Source organism: Agrobacterium sp. 22094 (assembly GCF_052046015.1).
In the GTDB taxonomy this organism is placed as follows: Bacteria; Pseudomonadota; Alphaproteobacteria; order Rhizobiales; family Rhizobiaceae; genus Agrobacterium; species Agrobacterium cavarae.
The window spans coordinates 64076-83819 of sequence record NZ_JBQEPX010000005.1; the positions used below are offsets into that span (position 1 = coordinate 64076).

General features: G+C 59.4%; 13 protein-coding genes. 8 read left to right on the top strand and 5 right to left on the bottom strand.

Annotated features, from left to right (window positions below):
• The first annotated feature begins 16 nt into the window (after positions 1 to 16).
• Together dxr and ACTJK5_RS19230 are read left to right on the top strand one after the other, a co-directional pair.
• Complete coding sequence (dxr, locus tag ACTJK5_RS19225) at positions 17 to 1216, top strand: 1-deoxy-D-xylulose-5-phosphate reductoisomerase (protein WP_113259446.1); 1200 nt, start codon at positions 17 to 19, stop codon at positions 1214 to 1216.
• Positions 1217 to 1369: 153 nt separating this feature from the next.
• Complete coding sequence (locus ACTJK5_RS19230; protein ID WP_113259448.1) at positions 1370 to 2050, top strand: metal-binding protein ZinT; 681 nt, start codon at positions 1370 to 1372, stop codon at positions 2048 to 2050.
• 151 nt (positions 2051 to 2201) lie between these two features.
• Here the strand turns inward: ACTJK5_RS19230 and ACTJK5_RS19235 are convergent, their stop codons facing one another.
• On the bottom strand, positions 2202 to 3572 hold the full coding sequence (locus ACTJK5_RS19235; RefSeq protein WP_440613030.1) for an IS1182 family transposase: 1371 nt from the start codon (positions 3570 to 3572) through the stop codon (positions 2202 to 2204).
• 103 nt (positions 3573 to 3675) lie between these two features.
• Entirely contained in the window at positions 3676 to 4893 is a 1218-nt protein-coding gene (gene hemA, locus ACTJK5_RS19240; RefSeq protein WP_062444330.1) for a 5-aminolevulinate synthase, read from the bottom strand.
• A gap of 368 nt (positions 4894 to 5261) precedes the next feature.
• Here hemA and ACTJK5_RS19245 point away from each other — a divergent pair, with 368 nt between their 5' ends.
• The 6 genes from ACTJK5_RS19245 to ACTJK5_RS19270 all read left to right on the top strand — a co-directional run bounded on the left by ACTJK5_RS19245 (position 5262) and on the right by ACTJK5_RS19270 (position 16531).
• Positions 5262 to 5513 carry a glycine zipper domain-containing protein gene (locus tag ACTJK5_RS19245; RefSeq protein WP_062424864.1) on the top strand — a complete coding sequence of 84 codons (252 nt, stop codon included), beginning with the start codon at positions 5262 to 5264 and terminating at the stop codon, positions 5511 to 5513.
• A 271-nt stretch (positions 5514 to 5784) separates the two neighbouring features.
• The gene (locus ACTJK5_RS19250) at positions 5785 to 7713 is read left to right on the top strand and encodes an autotransporter assembly complex protein TamA (RefSeq protein ID WP_440613031.1); all 1929 of its coding nucleotides are present in this window, start codon (positions 5785 to 5787) and stop codon (positions 7711 to 7713) included.
• 98 nt (positions 7714 to 7811) lie between these two features.
• Positions 7812 to 11972: a translocation/assembly module TamB domain-containing protein gene (locus ACTJK5_RS19255; protein ID WP_440613032.1), complete on the top strand. Its 4161-nt coding sequence runs from the start codon at positions 7812 to 7814 to the stop codon at positions 11970 to 11972.
• A 210-nt stretch (positions 11973 to 12182) separates the two neighbouring features.
• Entirely contained in the window at positions 12183 to 13967 is a 1785-nt protein-coding gene (locus ACTJK5_RS19260) for a methyl-accepting chemotaxis protein (protein WP_440613033.1), read from the top strand.
• Positions 13967 to 14443: a chemotaxis protein CheW gene (locus ACTJK5_RS19265; RefSeq protein ID WP_062424868.1), complete on the top strand. Its 477-nt coding sequence runs from the start codon at positions 13967 to 13969 to the stop codon at positions 14441 to 14443. The genes ACTJK5_RS19260 and ACTJK5_RS19265 overlap by 1 nt, the downstream gene beginning before the upstream one ends.
• Before the next feature lie 318 nt (positions 14444 to 14761).
• Positions 14762 to 16531 (top strand): methyl-accepting chemotaxis protein, encoded by a 1770-nt coding sequence (locus tag ACTJK5_RS19270; RefSeq protein WP_274103383.1) that lies wholly within the window; start codon positions 14762 to 14764, stop codon positions 16529 to 16531.
• Positions 16532 to 16863: 332 nt separating this feature from the next.
• Here the strand turns inward: ACTJK5_RS19270 and ACTJK5_RS19275 are convergent, their stop codons facing one another.
• The 3 genes from ACTJK5_RS19275 to ACTJK5_RS19285 all read right to left on the bottom strand — a co-directional run bounded on the left by ACTJK5_RS19275 (position 16864) and on the right by ACTJK5_RS19285 (position 19720).
• Entirely contained in the window at positions 16864 to 17274 is a 411-nt protein-coding gene (locus tag ACTJK5_RS19275) for a F0F1 ATP synthase subunit epsilon (protein ID WP_062424870.1), read from the bottom strand.
• Positions 17275 to 17360: 86 nt separating this feature from the next.
• On the bottom strand, positions 17361 to 18818 hold the full coding sequence (gene atpD, locus ACTJK5_RS19280; RefSeq protein WP_062424871.1) for a F0F1 ATP synthase subunit beta: 1458 nt from the start codon (positions 18816 to 18818) through the stop codon (positions 17361 to 17363).
• 23 nt (positions 18819 to 18841) lie between these two features.
• Complete coding sequence (locus ACTJK5_RS19285; RefSeq protein WP_112519438.1) at positions 18842 to 19720, bottom strand: F0F1 ATP synthase subunit gamma; 879 nt, start codon at positions 19718 to 19720, stop codon at positions 18842 to 18844.
• Between the last annotated feature and the right edge of the window lie 24 nt (positions 19721 to 19744).

The following is a 19744-nucleotide window of genomic DNA, read 5'->3' on the forward strand; positions in this document are numbered from 1 at the left end:
CAAAGCCGGATTTCACATGACACGCCAAAAGGGCAGCAACCCGCCTGAAAAACTGACCGTCCTCGGCGCCACCGGCTCAATTGGAACGAACACGCTGGATGTCATCCGCCAGCTCGGCGGACGCGATCGCTTCGAGATTTTAGGTCTCACAGGGGCCGGCAATGTAGCGTTGCTGGCCGAACAGGCAAGCGAGCTTGGCGTGAAGCTCGCCGTCACCGCCGATGACGAGAAGTATGCCGAACTAAAAGACGCACTGGCTGGAAGCGGTATTGCCGTTGCCTCCGGTAAAAGTGGCTTGCAGGAAGCCGCAAGCCTGGAGGCCGATTGGGTCATGGCGGCGATTGCCGGCACGCCCGGGCTCGAGCCGACGCTCACAGCCGCGCGTCGCGGTGCCAATATCGCGCTTGCCAACAAGGAATGTCTGGTCACCGGCGGCGATGTCTTCATCTCCACCATGCGCGAGGGCGGCGGCACGCTGATCCCTGTCGATAGCGAACACAGCGCCATCTTCCAGTGCCTTGAGCCCCACAACCGCGACAAGGTCGAGCGCATCGTCCTCACCGCATCCGGCGGCCCGTTCCGTACCTGGAGCCGCGAGCAGATGGACGGCGTCACCGCCGAGATCGCGCGCGCCCATCCCAACTGGTCCATGGGCTTGAAAGTCTCGATTGGCAGTGCCTCCATGTTCAACAAGGCGCTGGAAATGATCGAGGCGAAATATCTTTTCGATCTTGAGCCCTCACAGATCGAAGTGATCGTCCATCCGCAATCCATCATTCATTCCATGGTGGCCTATACCGACGGTTCGGTCATCGCCCAGCTCGGCTGCCCGGATATGCGCACGGCGATCGCCTATGCCCTGACCTATCCCGGCCGCGGCACGCTCGATGTCGAGCGACTGGATTTCGCCAAGCTGGCACGTCTCGATTTCGAGGCACCGGACGAGGACCGCTTCCCCTCGATCAGGCTCGCACGTCTGGCGCTGCAACGCGGCGGCGTGCAGGGTGCAGTATTGAATGCCGCGGAGGAAACCGCCTTCCACGCCTTCGTCGATGGTAAGATCGGCTTCTTGCATATGGCCGATACGGTCGAATCCGTCATGGAGCGGATGAATGATGGCAGGCCAGCCGATACGATCGATGCCATTCTGGCCGCCGACGCGCAAGCCCGCGCTTATGCCGAGGATGTGATCCGGCAGAAGCAGAAGGCCGCGTAGGGCCTCTCCTCACAGGTGATGGACAGGACGACAACCGGTGGCCACCACCGGGCGCACAGCTGTGCGTAAAATGTCGATCCCGGCTTGCCACGCCCCAGCTTTCTCGTTATGTCGCGTCTTGTTACGTTATTACATCACAAATGAGGAAACACGATGAAACTCACGCAAGCCCTCGCCCTCTCCGTCAGCGCGTTGCTACTTCTGTCCACCGCCGCTATGGCACAGGAGAAATCAGCGCCGTCAAAGTCCGAAAGCCACAACCACGCTCATAACCATTCCCACGGGCACTCGCACGGCTCCAGCGACGTCTATAAGGGCTACTTCGAGGACAGCGCCGTGAAGGAGCGCCCGCTCTCCGATTGGCAAGGCGATTGGCAGTCGGTCTATCCCTATCTGGTGGATGGCACGCTCGATCCGGTGATGCAGCACAAGGCCGAGGACGGCAAGAAGAGCGCCAAGGCGTTTCGTGAGGAATATGATGTCGGCTACAAGACCGACGTCAACCGCATCACCATCAAGGGCGACGACGTGACCTTCTATCGGGACGGCAAGGCCACAGAAGGCAAGTATGCCAGCGACGGCTATGAGATCCTGACTTACAAGAAGGGCAATCGCGGCGTTCGCTACATCTTCAAGAAGACCGGCGGCGATGCATCCGCACCGCAATACATCCAGTTCAGCGACCACACCATCGCGCCGCAAAAAGCAGGCCATTACCACCTCTATTGGGGTGATGACCGCGCCACGGTGCTGAAGGAGCTGACCAATTGGCCGACCTACTATCCGTCATCCCTGTCGGGCAAGGAGATCGTCCAGGAAATGCTCGAGCATTAAAACGTAAAAAGGGGCGCAGCCGGCAAGCTGCGCCCCTCAGACCGCTGACAAACCCGTCGATTTTTTCGGCGGGTTTTTCTGTTTTTGGATGATGCTGTTTGTTGATCTGCTTTTGCGACGCTGAATGGGAGACAAGTTGAGGCTGATCGCCTCATCCCCAGGCAGGTTTAGGTGTTTTGGTCACCGCCAATGCGATCTTCTTTATGTTTTGTGCCGCTGCGGCGATGAGGCACTGCCATCTGACCTTGATCAGGCCGCGGAAGCGGGCATAGCGGTGCCCGTGAAGCTGTTTGGCATCGGCAAAGGATCGCTCCACCGTTTCCTTGCGCCGCTTGTAGATCGCTTTGCCCCGTGCCGTCTTCCGGTGGGCGTCGGTTCGCTCACGTGCATCTTGCCAGACATGGCGGGTGATGGTGCGTTCTGCCTTTGCGTTTGTTGTGCATGACGCCAGAAGCGGGCAGTCACGGCAGATGGACGGGTCTGAGCGATAGTGCTTGTAACCGCTTCGATCGGTGGTGGCATAGGGCAGCAGTTGCCCTTCAGGGCAGCGATAGCCATCAGCCTCTGGTTCGTAGACGAACTTCGATTTGCGCATCATGCCGTCTTTGGGCGGGGTCGGGTTGCGATAGCCGGTCACGCCGAGGATCTCTCTGTCCTCCAGCCCCTTGGCAATGCCTGCCGTGGCATAGCCCGCGTCTAGCCCAACCGCGCCGACGTTGAAGTCGAAGCGTTGGCGCTGTCGATCGAGCCGTTCCAGATAGACGATACTGTCATGCACATTGGCCGGCGTCACATGCGTGTCGGTGATGATCGCATGGCGCCCATCAACCGTGCGGTGATCGAGATAGAAGAAGCCCTTGGGCTTGCCGTCGCGCACCATATAACCACTATCGGGATCGGTACGACTGACCTTCGTTTCCTTCACCTCTGGCTCGCGCTCTTTCTCCTTCAACGGCTTCTGGCCATGCGCCGCACGTTCCGCCTCGATTGCCCGATCCAGATCGGCCCAATAATCGGCACGCGATTTCTGAAGCAGGGCCAGATCGTATTTGCCCTTGTTGGCATTCGCCTTCAGGTGGGTGGAATCCGTATAGAGGACAGTCCCATCCACCAGACCGTGCTTGATCGCCTGCTCCACGATCGCATCGAAGATATCTTGGGCAACGGATGTGTCGTTAAAGCGACGGCGGCGGTTCTGAGAAAGCGTCGAGGCATCGAAGACAGGGTCCGTCAGCTTCATGCGCAGAAACCAGCGATAGGCGACGTTCACCTCGATCTCGCGCACCAACTGCCGTTCCGAGCGCACACCGAACAGGTAGCCGATGAACAAAGCCTTGAACATCAAGGTCGGGTCGAGCGGTGGACGACCATTGTCGGCGCAGTAGAGGCCCGCAACACGATCATGGATGAAGGAAAAGTCGATCACCGCGTCGATCTTGCGAAGCAGATGATCTTTTGGGACCAGGCTATCGAGCGTCACCATCTCAAGAGCAGTCTGTTCAGGAGCAGGTTTCTTCAACATGTCCCAATGAATCATAAACCCCCAGCTCGCGCCAGGGGTTTGTCAGCAGTCTGAGGGGCGCAGCCGGCAAGCTGCGCCCCTTTTCAGAAAAATGAGGTGACGATCAGGCGACAGCCCGTGCCAGCGCGCAACGCGACCACAGCTGATGAAGCGCACCGACCAGACCTTCCAGATCCGCATTGGTGTGAAGCGGGGTCGGCGTGATGCGTAGACGCTCCGTCTTGCGCGGCACGGTTGGATAATTGATCGGCTGCACATAGACGCCATGGTCATCGAGCAGGATATCGGAAATCCACTTGCACTTGGCGGCATCGCCCACCATCACCGGAACGATGTGGCTGGGGTTTGCCATATGCGGAATGCCGCTCGCATCCAGCATGGAACGCAGCGTGCGCACACGCTCCTGATGACGGGCGCGCTCGAAGGGGCTGGCCTTCAGGTGCTGGATCGAAGCCACGGCACCGGCTGCCAGGGACGGCGGAAGTGCTGTGGTAAAGATGAAGCCGGAGGCAAAGGAACGGATGAAGTCGCAGAGCGCTTCCGACGCTGCAATATAGCCGCCCATTACACCGAAAGCCTTGCCGAGCGTTCCTTCGATGATCGTCAGACGGTCCATCAGACCTTCGCGTTCGGCAATGCCGCCACCGCGCGGGCCATACATGCCGACCGCATGCACTTCATCGAGATAGGTCATGGCGCCGTACTTGTCGGCGAGATCGCAGATCTCCTTGATCGGCGAAATATCGCCATCCATGGAATAGACCGATTCAAACGCGATCAGCTTCGGCGCTGCCGGATCGGCGGCCTTCAGCTTGGCTTCCAGATCTTCCAGATCGTTGTGCTTCCAGATGACCTTCTCGCAGCGGCCGTAACGAATGCCCTCGATCATCGAGGCATGGTTCAGCGCGTCCGAGAAGATGATCAGGCCGGGGATCTTCTGACCGAGCGTACCAAGCGTCGCCCAGTTGGAGATGTAGCCGGAGGTGAAGATCAGCGCCGATTCCTTGCCGTGCAGATCTGCAAGTTCGCGCTCGAGTTTGACGTGGTAATGGCTGGTACCAGAGATATTCCGGGTGCCTCCCGCACCCGCGCCACAGTGATCGATCGCGGCTTTCATCGCCTCGATCACCTTGGGGTTCTGCCCCATACCGAGATAGTCGTTGGAGCACCAGACCGTGACGTCGCGCTTTTCACCATCGGCGGTGTAACGGGTTGCCTTCGGAAAATGTCCCTGTTGCCGCTCGAGGTCGGCAAAAACGCGGTAGCGGCCTTCCGAATGCAAGCCATCCAGTTCGGTCTTGAAATATGCCTCGAAGTCCATTCCATGCTCCAGAATACGTGCAAGCGTTTTCGGTCCACCTCCTTGAACCGTCAACCCCCTTGACGCCGATATTGCATCGCTGCGTCAATTCGCCTCCACTTTTGAACCGTTCCAATATTCTTATAAGACTCTAAAGGAATGACAAACTTGATTCATGTCAAACTGCTAAAAAATTTGGAACCTTTTGATCGACGCGCCGTTGAGTAGGGCACAATCGATTGACCAGGGGAGCGCAGCCTTAAATGGGGGCTTCCACAGTAACATTCGACTTGTTAGATATCTGCAGCGGTCGGAGGTAGCAGTCGCCGCAGACGTATTGGGACGCCTACCGAGAGCCATCGAGCTCAAATGTAACGTGGAGAGAGTTCATGAAAAAGGCTGTTGTTTTTGCTGTTATGGGTCTGGCGCTCGCAAGCTGCACGCAGACTGAAAAGACCACTGGTGGCGGCGCAGTGATCGGTGCGCTGGCTGGTGGCGCTATTACCGGTAACGTGCGCGGCGCGGCAGTCGGCGGTCTGATTGGTGGCGCGACGGGCTACCTTATCGGTCGCGCGTCCGAGCCGGGCTATTGCTACTACCGCGACCAGTACGGTCAGCGTTACACGGCACGTTGCCGCTAAGGCGTGGCACAATTGCATCAGAAGCCCCGGCAAAAACCGGGGCTTTTTTGTTTCCACACGCATGTGACCGTTTTTGGGGTGCCCCCTGTCTCCGATTTATGATTAAATTTAAGGGTATCAGCAGCCAGCGCAAAACGGCGAAGCTGTTGTCTGCGCCGAAGGACTGCGACGGACGGGAGGCGGAGCGCGCGATTTCTCTTGGATCGCCACGCGCTTTAACGAAGGATAAACGGGCGGGAGCAATAATAAATGCTCAACCATAAAGCAGCGTATGCCAAACAAGCGGACTGACCAACGGATGAGTATTGCGTACTGGAGGGCAGGCACTGCATTGGCGGTGGCGGCAGCCGTTACCTGTTCTCCGGGTTTCGTGCGCGAGGCCTTCGCGCTGAAAATCTTCGGCATCCAGCTGTGGGGATCCGACGACGACAAAGAGAATGAAGTTCTCAATCCCGTCAAATTTACCGTGACCCTCAACACGCCGGGTGCGGATAGCAAGCTGCGCGACAGTCTGGAAAAGAGTTCTCTTCTGGTCGCAGAGCCGGACAAGCCGGCATCGGGCGATCTTGGGCTTTTGATCCGCGCCAAGGACGATCGCGATAGGCTGGTTGCGGCCCTTTATGAGAACGCGCGCTATGGCGGCATCGTCAAGATCACCATTGCCGGGCAGGATATCGATTCCATTCCGCCCGTTCCGACCTTCAACACCTCTGGGCCTGTGCCGATCGTTATCGATGTGACGCCGGGACCGGTCTTCACGCTCGGCACCGTACGATTTGAGGGTGAAGTGGGCGGGCACACACCCGCTGAATATGGTCTCGTGACCGGCGGGGACGCAGGCTCCCTTGCCATCATTCGCGCCGGCAACAAGCTGATTGAAGATCTGAAATCCGAAAGCCGGCCCTTTGCCAAGCTGACCAAGCGCGAGGCCGTCGCCAACCACGCTAATAACACCGTCGATCTGACCATGGTGGCAGAAGCCGGCCCTATCGCCGCAACGGGGGATGTGACGGTCAAGGGCGACCGGGCCGTTGATGCCGACTTCATCCGCCGATACTCGCGCTTGAACAGAGGCGAGCCCTACTCGCCGGAAAGACTGCGCAAGGCCTCTGACAGACTGCGCAAGCTCGGCGTCTTTTCCAGCATCTCCATCAAGGAAGCCAACACGCTGGCGCCGAACGGAACATTGCCGCTGACCATCGAAGTGTCGGAGGGCAAGTTCCGCTATTTCGGTGTCGGCGCGCAATATTCGACCACCGAAGGCGCTGGACTGCAGGGCTATTGGGGCCACCGGAACCTCTTTGGAAAAGCCGAATCGCTCCGCATCGAAGGTGCCGTTACGCGCCTCGGTGAAGCGTCCACCGTTCAGGACATGGATTATTCCGCCGGCATCACCTTCGTGAAGCCCGGGATCTTCACCCCGGAGACCACCTTCACCGCGAGCCTGAAAGCCAAGACCGAGCATCCGGATAGCTACGACGCCCAGACGGTGACGGCCTATGCCGGCTTTGCCTATGATTTCAACGACTACGACACCGCATCTGCCGGTCTCGAAGTCGAGTGGGAAAACACCGAGGATGCGTTCGGTGAAAACCAGTATCTCACGACTTCGGTCCCCCTGGAATTTGTCCGCGACAAGCGCAATGACAAGCTCAACCCGACGCAGGGCTTCCGCGCTTCAATTGCGGCCACGCCAAGCTATGAAGCCTTGAACGGCACGATCTTCAGCTCACTCGAAGGCTCGACCACCGGCTATCTCGGCCTCGGCTCGGATGATCAGGTGGTGCTGGCGGGCAAGCTTGCAGGCGGCGTGCTGGTTGGCGGCGGCTCGCTGGAAGACATTCCCACCACACGCCGCTTCTTTGCGGGCGGTGGCGGCTCGGTGCGCGGTTACAGTTACCAGGAAATCTCGCCCTATGCGGCCAATGGCGAAGCGACCGGCGGGCGTTCCTATATCGTCACCTCGCTGGAAGCACGCATCAAGGTGACCGAGACCATCGGTATCGTGCCCTTCGTCGACGCGGGCATCGTCTCCTCCGAGATCACCCCGGATTTTTCCGATATCCGTGCTGGCGCCGGCATAGGCCTTCGCTATCAGACACCTTTTGGACCCTTGCGTCTTGATGTCGCCATGCCGCTGGAGAAATATCCGAACGGCAGCAGCTTCGGCATCTACGCCGGTATCGGACAAGCCTTCTGACATCGAAGAAGGTATAGCCAACCACGCCGGGCTTGGCCTCTCAAAGGCACAATGTCCACACCTGTCACGACGACGAAGCGAAGTGTAGATTATCCTTCATGACCATGCTGATTCGATTGCTGAAGTGGTTCGCCTATATCGCACTCGGGGCTGTCGCCCTTCTTGCGGTTGTGGTTCTTTTCCTGGGCTTGAGCCCATTCGGCGCACGTTTCGTAGCAGACGAAGTCTCACGGCTTGCCTCCAGCAAGGATCGGACGATCACCATTTCGCCGCCGGAAGGTCTGTTGAGCGGCAGGCTGCGACTGGACGCGGTGACGATTGCCGATCGGGATGGCCCCTATGCCAAGCTCAACGGCGTCGAGCTCGACTGGTCGCCGCTCGATCTCCTGACCGGTAAATTCCACGCCGAGAGGCTGACAGCCGCTACTATCACCGTCGATCGTCTTCCTCTCCCATCGACGGAACCGGCTGATCAGAGTTCCAGCAGCTTCACCCTGCCTGTCGAAGTGGCCATCGACGATCTCTCCCTGCCGAATATCGAACTCGGCCAAAAGCTTGCCGGCCGTCCGTTCTCGCTCAGCGCATCTGGCCATGGCTATGCCGCATCCGATACGGTCACGGCCTCCCTCTCCGTCACCCGCAAGGACGAGCAGCGCGCTTCGATCGACGCCGACTTCGCCTATGTTCCGGGCGAGAACGTGCTGAAACTCAAGGCGCTGTTGAACGAACCGGAAGGCGGTCTGCTCGCCAATCTGCTGCGCCTTCCCGGCGCTCCCGCCGTCTCCATCGACCTCAATGGCGATGGACCGCTATCGGACTGGACAGGCAAGCTCGTCGGCTCGGTTGGCGGAAACCAGGTCCTGACGCTTGATGGCCGTCATAGCCTCGCATCCGATGGAACGCGCCGGATCACGCTGCAGGGCGGCGGGGAGCCGGATCGGCTGCTGCCGCCACTGATGCGCCAGCTCTTTACCGGAGAGACCAAGATCGACCTTGCCACATCCATTTCGCCGGAAGGGCGCATCAGCGTCGAAAGCGGCAATCTGGAAACCGGCGCGCTGATCCTGACGGCCTCCGGCAGCATCGATCCCCAAGGCCAGAACGATCTGACCGCCAATCTGATCGGCACCAACGGCCCCGTCGATGTGCGCCTGCCGCTTGGTCAGGACGAGGTCCAGGCGCTGGTCGATGGCATCGATCTCAGCCTGCGCGGCAATGCCGATGCAGCCAGATTGAACACCGTCGTGTCGCTGCGCTCGCTCACCGCGCCGCAAGGCACGCTTCAGGGTGTGAAGCTGACCGCAACCAGCGACGATCTGAATGTTGCCAGCCGCACCGGCACGATCCGCACGCTGCTTGCCGTCGATCAGTCGGCGCTGACCGCGCCCGATCTGGAGCGTGCCGTCAAGGCACCGTTGAAGCTCAGCGCGCCCTTGCGCGTCTCGCCGCAATCCATCGCCTTCGAAGGCGCGACGCTGGAAAGCGCCAGCATCGGCGGCACGGCAAGCGGCTCCTACGATCTCACCGAAGGCCGCGTCTCCTCCAACCTGCGCCTCTTCGTGCTGCCCTCCGTACTGCCGACTGGTCTGTCTGAGAAATTCGACGGAACGATTGCGATTGACGGCTATGTCAACAGCCTCATCGGCGGCGCAACCAGCCTCGAAAACCTTGTGGTGAAATCGAGCACGCTTGAAGCCAATGGCGATGTGACCCTCGACAATGGGACGATCGGCGCAAAACTCTCCGGCCGCCTGCCCTCGCTGCAGAAACTGTCACCGCAGGCGCAAGGGTCGCTCGACTTTTCACTGGAGGCAAACGGCCCGATCAATGCGGCGGATTTCACCGCCAATCTCTCGGCCACCCGTGCAACATTGGCCGGACGCTCACTGCAATCGCTCAAGGTTTCCGCCAGCGGCAAGGCGGATGTCGCAGCTCCGCAAGCCAAGTTCCAGGCGACCGGTACGCTCGACAACCAGCCGATCGATGCCTCTGCCGCGCTTGTGCAGACGGGTGAAGGCACGGCCATTCCGGAGCTGAACGTCAAGGTCGGCCCGAATGTCTTGACCGGCAAGCTGCAACTGACGCCGCAATTCCTGCCATCCGGCGACCTTTCCTTCGATTTTCCCGATATCTCGCTGCTGGCAGCGCTCGCCGCCCAGCAGGCAAGCGGTGACCTGAAGGGCGATGTCGCCATCAGCAATACCAATGACAAGATTGCCGCCACCATTCGCGCCAGCGGCAACACATTACGACAGGGCACCACGACGATTGCCGGACTGGTGGCCGATCTGAAGGTGGACGATCTTCTGGCGCTCGCCATCAACGGCAATGTAAAGGCGGACAAGATCGATGCGGGTGCGGCGGCCCTCTCCGGCATCACGCTTGACATCGATCATGCGGCCAACGCCACCACATTCGATCTGAACGGTCGTTATGACAATGCGCCGCTGGTGCTCAAAGGGCGGGCAAACACCGGTGCCTCGCCGATGACAGTCTCGGTGGACGCCTTCTCGGCAACGCCGCGCGGGATTCCGGTGCGGCTTGCCGCGCCGAGCGTGATCGCCATCGAAAACGGCGCTGCCCGTATTGCAGGTCTCACCATCCAGACGGGCAATGGGCGTGTCGATGTCAACGGGACGGCTGGGTCCACGCTCGATCTTAACGTCGCCATCCGCGCGCTGCCCGCCAATCTTGCCAATGCTTTCTCGCCTGGGCTCGATGCCGCAGGCACCATTTCCGGCACAGTCGTGGCAAAAGGGGCAGCGACCGATCCGGCTGTCGATTACGATCTGACCTGGTCGGACGCAGCCGTGGCCCAGACACGCGCCGCAGGCCTTGGCCCCTTGGGCATCAAGGCGAATGGCCGTTATGCCGGGCAGACGTTGCGGCTTGATACGACGCTATCCGCAGGTGGCGGCCTGGCGCTTTCCGGCGGCGGTACGCTCGGCCTTGCTGGTGACCGACCGCTTGCCATGAGCTTCAAAGGCAATATTCCCTTTGCCGCGCTCGCAGCCCAGACATCCGCCCAGGGCTTCGTCGTCAACGGCTCCGCCGCTGTCGATATTCGCATCGAAGGCACGGCAACCGCGCCATCGGTGACGGGCACGATCACCACGGACGGCGCCCGCGTGACTGATGTTCGGCGCAATCTGACCATCAACAATATAGCCGCGACGATCAGCTTCAACCGCGATGTCGCCACCATTTCTCGGCTCACCGGCGCCATGTCAGGCGGCGGAACGCTCTCGGGCTCCGGCACCATCGGCATCAATCCCGGCGCGGGTTTCCCGGCCGATCTCAGCCTCACGCTGAACCGCGCCACATACGTGGACGGTACGCTGTTCTCCACCCAGGCCAGCGGTACAGTGACGTTGAAGGGGCCGGTGCTGACCTCGCCCATGCTGGCCGGAACGATCACGCTGGATAAGAGCGCCATCACCATTCCTGAGCGTCTGCCCGCTTCGCTGACGGAAATCGACATCAAGCACAAGAACGCTCCGCCTGCGGTCCGGCGTCAGGACGCTGAACTGCGGTCCGACCAGGGTGGCGACGGCACCTCGTCCTCCATTGGTCTCGATCTTCAGATCAATGCGCCAAGTGGCATTTTCGTGCGCGGTCGTGGTGTCGACGCTGAGCTGAACGGCAATCTGACGGTTCGCGGTACAGCGGCGAGCCCACAGGTTTCCGGCGGTTTCACCATGCGCCGCGGCCGGTTGGAAATTCTGACCCGTCGACTTGATTTCACCAATGGCGACATCACGTTCGGCGGCGGTCTGATCCCCGTTCTCAATATGTCTGCCGATTCCACCGTAGGCTCCAACACCGTGACGGTCACGGTCAGCGGCAATGCAAACGATCCGTCCTTCGCCTTCAGCTCCTCTCCCGCACTTCCGCAGGACGAGATCATGGCGCAGCTGATCTTCGGCCAGTCCATGTCGAAACTCTCGCCCTTGCAGATTGCACGGCTGGCAGATGCGGCAAGCCAGCTCGCCGGCGGCCGCTCCACTTCTCTTTTCGACAGCCTGCGCAGCAATCTGGGCATTGACGATCTCGATATCTCCACCGACGCCGAGGGGCGCGCGCGTGTCTCCGCCGGCAAATATATCAACGACAGAACCTATCTCGAGCTTGAGCAGAGCGGTGATTCCGGCGCTAAGGCGATCATCAATCTCGATGTCGGCCGTGGCGTGAAGCTGCGCGGCTCCGCCGGCGGAGATGGAGAAGGCGCCGCCGGCGTCTTCTATGAGAAGGAATATTGAGCAACTTTTGCGTGAACCTTAGGAGTTCGGCAGGTAGCATCGCGAGAATAGTCAAACCCTTCAAAATTCAGAGATTTTTAAATTTGATGGGCTAAAACAATTGTTGTTGCCCTGAACCATCCGCGCCGGTTGCGCTTGAGGCTCTTGTCTGCACGCAACGCAATAGTGGTGTGACCTTGCGGTTGAACCGTGAGTGATGGAGTTCACTGAATGCTTTCTCTTCCTGGAACCCATGCCAAGGCGGTTCTAGCCGCTCTTGGTCGTTCTCTGGCGATTATCGAATTTGACACTTCTGGAAAAATCCTGTCTGCGAATGAGAATTTCTGCGCCGCGATGGGTTATACAGCCGATCAGGTGATCGGCAAGCACCACAGCATGTTCTGCGAACCGTCCTACGCAAACAGCGATGATTACAGGCAGTTCTGGAAAAATCTCGCGGCTGGCCGTTTTGACAAGCGTCAGTATAAGCGAATCGCCAATGGCGGACAGGAAGTCTGGATCGAGGCCTCGTACAATCCGGTCATGGCCGGCGGTAGCGTCAAGAGCGTTGTCAAGCTTGCAACCGTCATCACCGAAACGAAGCGGAAAGCATCCGAAGATGCCGGGAAGCTGGAGGCGATTTCGCGTGTGCAGGCCATCATCGAATTCACCCCGACCGGCGACATCATCACGGCGAACCAGAATTTCCTCGATGCCGTCGGCTACAAACTTGAGGAAATTCAGGGAAAGCATCACCGCATTTTCTGCGAAGACAGCGTCCGCAACGATCCGTCCTACAACGAATTCTGGAGGACTCTGGCTGGCGGCACATTTACCGCAGCCGAGTACAAGCGCTTAAGCAAAAGCGGCAAGCCGATCTGGATCCAGGCATCCTACAATCCGATCTTCGATGAGAACGGCAAGGTGTTCAAGATCGTCAAATATGCGACCGACGTGACCGATCGCGTTGTGGCTGTGGACGATCTTGCCGCCAGCCTGACGGCATTGTCGAATGGTGACCTGACAGGCACGATCTCCGTGCCCTTTACCCCCACGCTGGAAAAAGTCCGCCACGATCTCAACGCCTCGCTGGAAAAGCTTCAAGGCGCCATGCGCGATGTGGCGAAAAGCACCAGTAGCATCACCATGGGTGCGCGTGAAATCAGCGACGCCACCGACAACCTCGCGCGGCGCACCGAACAGCAGGCGGCGGCACTTGAACAAACCTCTGCGGCATTGCACGAGATCACCCGCACCGTGGCGCAAAACGCCGAACGTGCCGAAGAATCAGGCCGCCTCGTTGCCAATACCAAGGCCGATGCGGAACAGTCCGGCCTCATCGTCGGCAAGGCAATCGATGCCATGGGCCGCATCTCGCAATCCTCCAACGAGATCGGCAACATTATCGGCGTCATCGATGACATTGCCTTCCAGACCAACCTGCTTGCACTGAACGCCGGTGTCGAAGCGGCACGCGCCGGAGAAGCCGGCAAGGGCTTTGCGGTCGTGGCGCAGGAAGTGCGTGAACTGGCGCAGCGCTCGGCCAATGCGGCAAAGGAGATCAAGACGCTGATCAACACCTCTGCGTCGCAGGTAAAGGAAGGCGTCGATCTCGTCGGCGAGACCGGCAACGCGCTGAGCAAGATCGTCGGCCAGGTGGCGGAGATCGACACCAATGTCGCGGCGATCGTCGAGACGGCGCATGACCAGGCCAACGGCATCAAGGAAATCAACCACGCGGTTGAAGCCATGGACACCAACACCCAGCAAAATGCCGCGATGGTGGAGCAGACGACCGCCTCAAGCCACGGCCTCGCGCATGAAGCGCATGTCCTGCACGAACTTCTCGCGCAATTTAGATTTGAGAAACATTCTTCTGCTACGAATCAACCAGTGAAGCTGGAACGAAGAACGCCCGTTGCGCGCGCTCCGGAGAGGAAGCCGAAACCCGCGGTCTACGCGACATCCGGTTCTCTTGCTCTGGCTCCGACACAAAAGGATTGGGAAGAATTCTGATGGCAATGATCAACTCGACAAACTTCGGCGGCGAAACCCTCGAAATCATAGCGTTTCGTCTTCACGATCAGGAATTCTGCGTCAAGACGACCACGATCCGCGAAATCCGCGGCTGGGCACCGTCCACGCCCATCCCGCATGCTCCGCCGGATGTTATCGGCGTCATGAACCTGCGCGGCTCGGTCATTCCGATCATCGATCTGGCTTACAAGCTTGGCATGACGAGCACGGTTGCCAATGAGCGCAGCGCCATCGTCGTTGCTGAAGTGCACAACATGGTCATCGGCATGCTGGTCGACCGCGTCTCCGACATTCTGACCATCCCGGCGAGCCAGGTTCAACCGGTTCCGGAAGTTTCCGCCTCCTTCGACAAGTCCTTCTCCGAAGGCATCATTGCCAACGAGCATGGCATGATCTGCTTCCTGAACCTCGCCAAGATGTTCAAGGGAACCGATATGGATGAACTGGCCGCCTGATCGGCACCTCATCTTCAAGACCAATCATCAAAGCCGTGCGGACAGCTCCGCGCGGCTTTTTGCTTTTCCCTGGAGGCCTTGCGGAGCGAGACACCGGATTGATCCCGCTGACCTCCGAAGCCATCACCGCACCACACAAGAGTATTTTCTACACGTCATTATTGCGCTCGCGCTAAGAAAGAAACTTTTAATATTAATTTGCTCTAATACACTTAGACGAGCGCATAATCGATCCGGCCGATGCGCAAGTAACGGGCGTTCTTGTGCTCAGTTAACCAGGAGCACGACCTCAACATTTCGGCTGTCCTGGAGAAGAAAATGTTTTGGCTGGTAAAGAGCGCAGACAAGACCAATGTTTTGAAGGCATTCTCCGCATCGCAAGCCGTGATCGAATTCGATCTGCACGGCAATGTGCTGGATGCAAACGCGAATTTCTGTGCTGCACTGGGCTATGAACTGTCCGACATCGTGGGAAAGCACCACCGGATCTTTTGTGATCAGGACTTTGTCACCTCCCCAGACTACCGTGACTTCTGGAGCGCGCTTGCGTCAGGTTCCTTCAAGACCGGCGAGTTCAAGCGGCTGCGCAAAGACGGGCGAGAAATCTGGATCGAGGCGTCCTACAATCCCGTCTTTCGCGGCAACAAGCCCTACAAGGTGGTGAAGATCGCCAGCGACATCACGCAGAAGAAGCTGAAGGCAAAAGAGGATAACAGCAAGCTGGAAGCAATCTCCCGCTCCCAGGCGGTCATCGAGTTCACACCAGCAGGCGACATCATCACCGCCAACGAAAATTTCTGTCGTACTCTGGGCTATGGCTTAAACGATATCCAGGGCCGTCATCACCGCATGTTCTGCGAGCAAGCCTATGCCACCTCGGAGGCCTATCGCGATTTCTGGCGACGGCTGGCCTCCGGTGAATTCATCTCCGACGAGTTCGTCCGATTTGGCAAGGATGGCAAAGAGGTGTGGATCCAGGCGGCCTATAACCCCATCCTTGACGACCGCGGCGCGGTGGTGAAGGTGGTGAAATTTGCCACCGACGTGACACCACGCATGAGTGCGATCTCGACGCTTGGCCTGGCACTGCGCGCACTCGCTGAAGGCAATCTGCGCCAGAGGCTCGACACCCCATTCGTGCCAAGCATGGAGAAGCTCAGAAGCGACTTCAACGAGGTCATCGAGAAGCTGCGCATTACGATGCAGACTGTGGCACAGAACTCCGAGATCATCGCCTCCGGCTCGGCAGAGATCCGTGTCGCCGCAGACCAGCTTGCGCAGCGCACAGAGCAGCAGGCAGCCTCTCTGGAGGAGAGCGCCGCAGCGCTCGAGGAAATCACCACCACGGGCGCGGACGCCAGCCAGCGGGCCGATGAGGCGGGCCGCCTCGTCAGCGCGACGAAGGCGAACGCCGAGCGCTCCGGTGAGATCGTTCAACGTGCCATCGCCGCCATGGACGCCATCTCCCATTCCGCCGGTGAAATCACCAACATCATCACCGTCATCGACAGTATCGCCTTTCAGACAAACCTTCTGGCGCTGAATGCTGGCGTTGAGGCGGCGCGCGCGGGCGAGTCCGGCAAGGGTTTTGCTGTCGTGGCGCAGGAGGTGCGCGATCTTGCCCAACGCTCCGCCGCAGCCGCCAAGGAGATCAGGCAACTGATCAATGCGTCAGGCGCGCATGTGGCGCGCGGTGTGGGGCTGGTGGGCGAAACGGGCGAGGCCCTGAAGGATATCGCATCCCAGGTCGAGTTGATCGACACCAACGTGGCGGCCATTGTCGAAGCGGCACGCGAACAGGCGTCAGGCCTCAGCGAAATCAACAACGCCGTCAACCTCATGGACCAGGCCACGCAGAAGAACGCCGCCATGGTGGAAGAGACGACGGCAGCCAGCCATGGGCTTGCACGTGAGGCGGAGACGCTCCGCCAACTCCTGACACAGTTTGATGTGGGATTCGCGACCGGAGCCCCGGCTGCTGCGCCTGCTCCTGCCCGAGAGGTCTTCACAGCTGTGAGACCCGCGCCGGCTCGACGCCATGGTTCAGCGGCACCGGCCGTCGTTGCCGCGGAATGGACGGAGTTCTGAAGGCCGACAGCATCTGGGCGAAAATCGCATCCGATTTGCGGAAAGCTCAACGCGCCGATCAACGAAGATAGAGCATCCTTTGTGCGTCCAATAGCACGCGCGGCGCTCTGATTGTCCCTGAGATAGGATGTGACATAAGCCGGGTGACGTCATCGGCCTGAAAGCCGTCGGGAACGTCGACAGTCGCATTCGACGCCCTGTAGCTATTTATGCTGCGCTGGATATTTCCACCGTTGAGAGCGGCGCGCCAACATAAAAAAAAGCGGTCACCAGGACCGCTTTTTTCTCATTTCCTATGTGGACGGGTGCTCGCGCGACCCCGCCCGGTCCTTTCAAGCGGCGACGAGAACCTCGTGCAGGTTCGTCAGCTCGTAAAGGTGCTTTTCCAGTTTCGTCAGGTGATCGTGATGGTGGTTGCCTTCCTCGATCTCCGAACGGGCCGTCGCGATGCGCTTCTGCAGATCATCGGGGCTCATGTCGTCAGCCGAGACGGCCGACTCTGCAAGCAGCGTGCAGCCGGTTGGCAGGATGTCGGCAAAACCGCCGAACACCACATATTTGTGGGTTTCGCCGGACGCCGTCTTTACCCGCACGATGCCGGGCTTGATCGTGGTCATGACCGGCGCATGGTTTACCAGAACCGTCATTTCGCCTTCCGTCGCCGGAATCACGACCTCGCTGACCGTCTCGGAAACTAAGAGACGCTCAGGAGAAACAAGTTCGAATTTGAAAGTGTCGGCCATGGCTATTCACTTCTTCTGATTGCGCGACAGACGATGTCGCGGGGGGCAACGGCGCGCGGCGAAAACCGCGCACCAGTTCAATCACATCAAGCGGCTTCGCCAGCCAGCTTCTTTGCCTTCTCGATGGCTTCGTCCATGGAGCCGACCATGTAGAATGCCGCTTCCGGCAGGTGGTCGTACTCGCCGTTGACGAGACCCTTGAAGCCCTTGATCGTGTCTTCGAGAGCCACGAGCTTGCCCGGAGAACCGGTGAAGACTTCGGCAACAAAGAACGGCTGGGACAGGAAGCGCTCGATCTTACGGGCGCGGGCAACCGACAGCTTGTCTTCTTCCGACAGTTCATCCATGCCGAGGATGGCGATGATGTCCTGAAGAGCCTTGTAGCGCTGCAGGGTCGACTGAACCTTACGAGCCACTTCGTAATGCTCTTCGCCAACGATCAGCGGGTCGAGCATGCGCGACGTGGAGTCGAGCGGGTCAACAGCCGGGTAGATACCCTTTTCAGCGATCGAGCGCGACAGAACCGTCGTTGCGTCCAAGTGGGCGAACGAGGTTGCAGGTGCCGGGTCGGTCAAGTCGTCGGCGGGAACGTAAATGGCCTGAACCGAGGTGATCGAACCCTTGGTCGTGGTGGTGATGCGTTCCTGCATCTGGCCCATGTCCGTCGCAAGCGTCGGCTGATAGCCAACGGCAGACGGGATACGGCCGAGCAGAGCGGACACTTCCGAGCCAGCCTGCGTGAAGCGGAAGATGTTGTCCACGAAGAACAGAACGTCCTGGCCTTCATCGCGGAAGTTTTCAGCGATCGTCAGACCGGTCAGAGCAACGCGGGCACGTGCGCCTGGCGGCTCGTTCATCTGGCCGTAAACGAGCGCAGCCTTGGAGCCTTCGCCGCCGCCGTGCTTGTTAACGCCCGACTCGATCATTTCGTGGTAAAGGTCGTTACCTTCACGGGTACGCTCACCCACACCTGCGAAGACGGAGTAACCGCCATGCGCCTTGGCGACGTTGTTGATGAGTTCCATGATCAGAACCGTCTTGCCGACGCCAGCGCCGCCGAACAGGCCGATCTTGCCGCCCTTTGCGTAAGGTGCCAGCAGGTCGACGACCTTGATGCCGGTGACGAGGATTTCCGATTCCGTCGACTGGTCAACGTAGGCCGGGGCTTCCTGGTGGATAGAGCGCTTGGTTGCCGTGTTCAGCGGACCAGCTTCGTCAACCGGCTCGCCGATGACGTTCATGATACGGCCGAGCGTCTCAAGACCAACCGGAACCGAAATCGGCGAACCGGTGTTAGCCACCGGCTGGCCACGAACCAGACCTTCGGTCGAGTCCATCGCGATCGTACGAACGACGTTTTCGCCGAGGTGCTGCGCAACTTCGAGAACAAGGCGGTTGCCGTTGTTGTCGGTTTCGAGCGCGTTCAGGATCGCCGGCAGTTCGCCTTCGAACGCAACGTCCACGACAGCGCCGATAACCTGCGTAACCTTGCCGGTAGCGCCCTGGGTCGCTGCGGTCTTAATGGGGGTAGCTGCCTGAGCCATTATCCTTACCCTCTTTCCTTACCTCAGAGCGCTTCCGCGCCCGAAATGATTTCGATGAGTTCCTTGGTGATCTGAGCCTGACGCTGACGGTTGTAGGAGAGCGTCAACTTGTGGATCATTTCACCGGCATTGCGGGTTGCGTTGTCCATCGCGCTCATCTTTGCGCCCATTTCGCCAGCCACGTTTTCCAGCAGTGCGCGGAAAACCTGAACGGAAATGTTGCGCGGAATGAGGTCTTCCAGAATGGAGGCCGCATCCGGCTCGTATTCGTAGATCGCCGTGTTGCTGGTCGCTGCCTGTTCAACCGTCGGAACAGCAGCCGGGATCAGCTGGAGGCCGGTCGGGATCTGGCTGATCACGGACTTGAACTCCGAATAGATCAGCGTGCAGACATCGAACTCGCCAGCGTTGAAACGGGCAATGATGTTCTTGGCGATCAGATCGGCATTGGCAAAACCCACCCGCTTCACGTCACGCAGTTCAATGCGCTCGATGATGTTGGACGAGAATTCGCGACGCAGGCTGTCGTAGCCCTTCTTGCCGACCGTGATGATCTTGACCGTCTTACCCTGCGCCATCAGCTTGCGGGCTTGATCGCGGGCAAAGCGGGAAATCTGTGAGTTGAAACCGCCGCAAAGACCGCGCTCGGCCGTGCAGACGACGAGCAGATGCACATCGTCCTTGCCGGTTCCGGTCATCAGCGCCGGAGCGACATCGGCTTCCACCGCCTGAGCGATGTTGGCCAGCACGGCGCTCATGCGCTGCGAGTAAGGGCGGGCGGCCTCCGCAGCTTCCTGGGCGCGCCGAAGCTTCGCCGCGGCGACCATTTTCATCGCCTTGGTTATCTTCTGCGTCGCCTTTACGGAGGCAATGCGGTTTTTCAGATCCTTTAGTGAAGGCATCCGTTATCCGTCCCAGTCAGAGCC

Excerpts from the sequence above, each read along its gene's own strand:
- dxr (WP_113259446.1), top strand. The coding sequence starts at position 17 with ATGACACGCCAAAAGGGCAGCAACCCGCCTGAAAAACTGACCGTCCTC.
- ACTJK5_RS19230 (WP_113259448.1), top strand. The coding sequence starts at position 1,370 with ATGAAACTCACGCAAGCCCTCGCCCTCTCCGTCAGCGCGTTGCTACTT.
- ACTJK5_RS19235 (WP_440613030.1), bottom strand. The coding sequence starts at position 3,572 with ATGTTGAAGAAACCTGCTCCTGAACAGACTGCTCTTGAGATGGTGACG.
- hemA (WP_062444330.1), bottom strand. The coding sequence starts at position 4,893 with ATGGACTTCGAGGCATATTTCAAGACCGAACTGGATGGCTTGCATTCG.
- ACTJK5_RS19245 (WP_062424864.1), top strand. The coding sequence starts at position 5,262 with ATGAAAAAGGCTGTTGTTTTTGCTGTTATGGGTCTGGCGCTCGCAAGC.
- ACTJK5_RS19250 (WP_440613031.1), top strand. The coding sequence starts at position 5,785 with ATGCCAAACAAGCGGACTGACCAACGGATGAGTATTGCGTACTGGAGG.
- ACTJK5_RS19255 (WP_440613032.1), top strand. The coding sequence starts at position 7,812 with ATGACCATGCTGATTCGATTGCTGAAGTGGTTCGCCTATATCGCACTC.
- ACTJK5_RS19260 (WP_440613033.1), top strand. The coding sequence starts at position 12,183 with ATGCTTTCTCTTCCTGGAACCCATGCCAAGGCGGTTCTAGCCGCTCTT.
- ACTJK5_RS19265 (WP_062424868.1), top strand. The coding sequence starts at position 13,967 with ATGGCAATGATCAACTCGACAAACTTCGGCGGCGAAACCCTCGAAATC.
- ACTJK5_RS19270 (WP_274103383.1), top strand. The coding sequence starts at position 14,762 with ATGTTTTGGCTGGTAAAGAGCGCAGACAAGACCAATGTTTTGAAGGCA.
- ACTJK5_RS19275 (WP_062424870.1), bottom strand. The coding sequence starts at position 17,274 with ATGGCCGACACTTTCAAATTCGAACTTGTTTCTCCTGAGCGTCTCTTA.
- atpD (WP_062424871.1), bottom strand. The coding sequence starts at position 18,818 with ATGGCTCAGGCAGCTACCCCCATTAAGACCGCAGCGACCCAGGGCGCT.
- ACTJK5_RS19285 (WP_112519438.1), bottom strand. The coding sequence starts at position 19,720 with ATGCCTTCACTAAAGGATCTGAAAAACCGCATTGCCTCCGTAAAGGCG.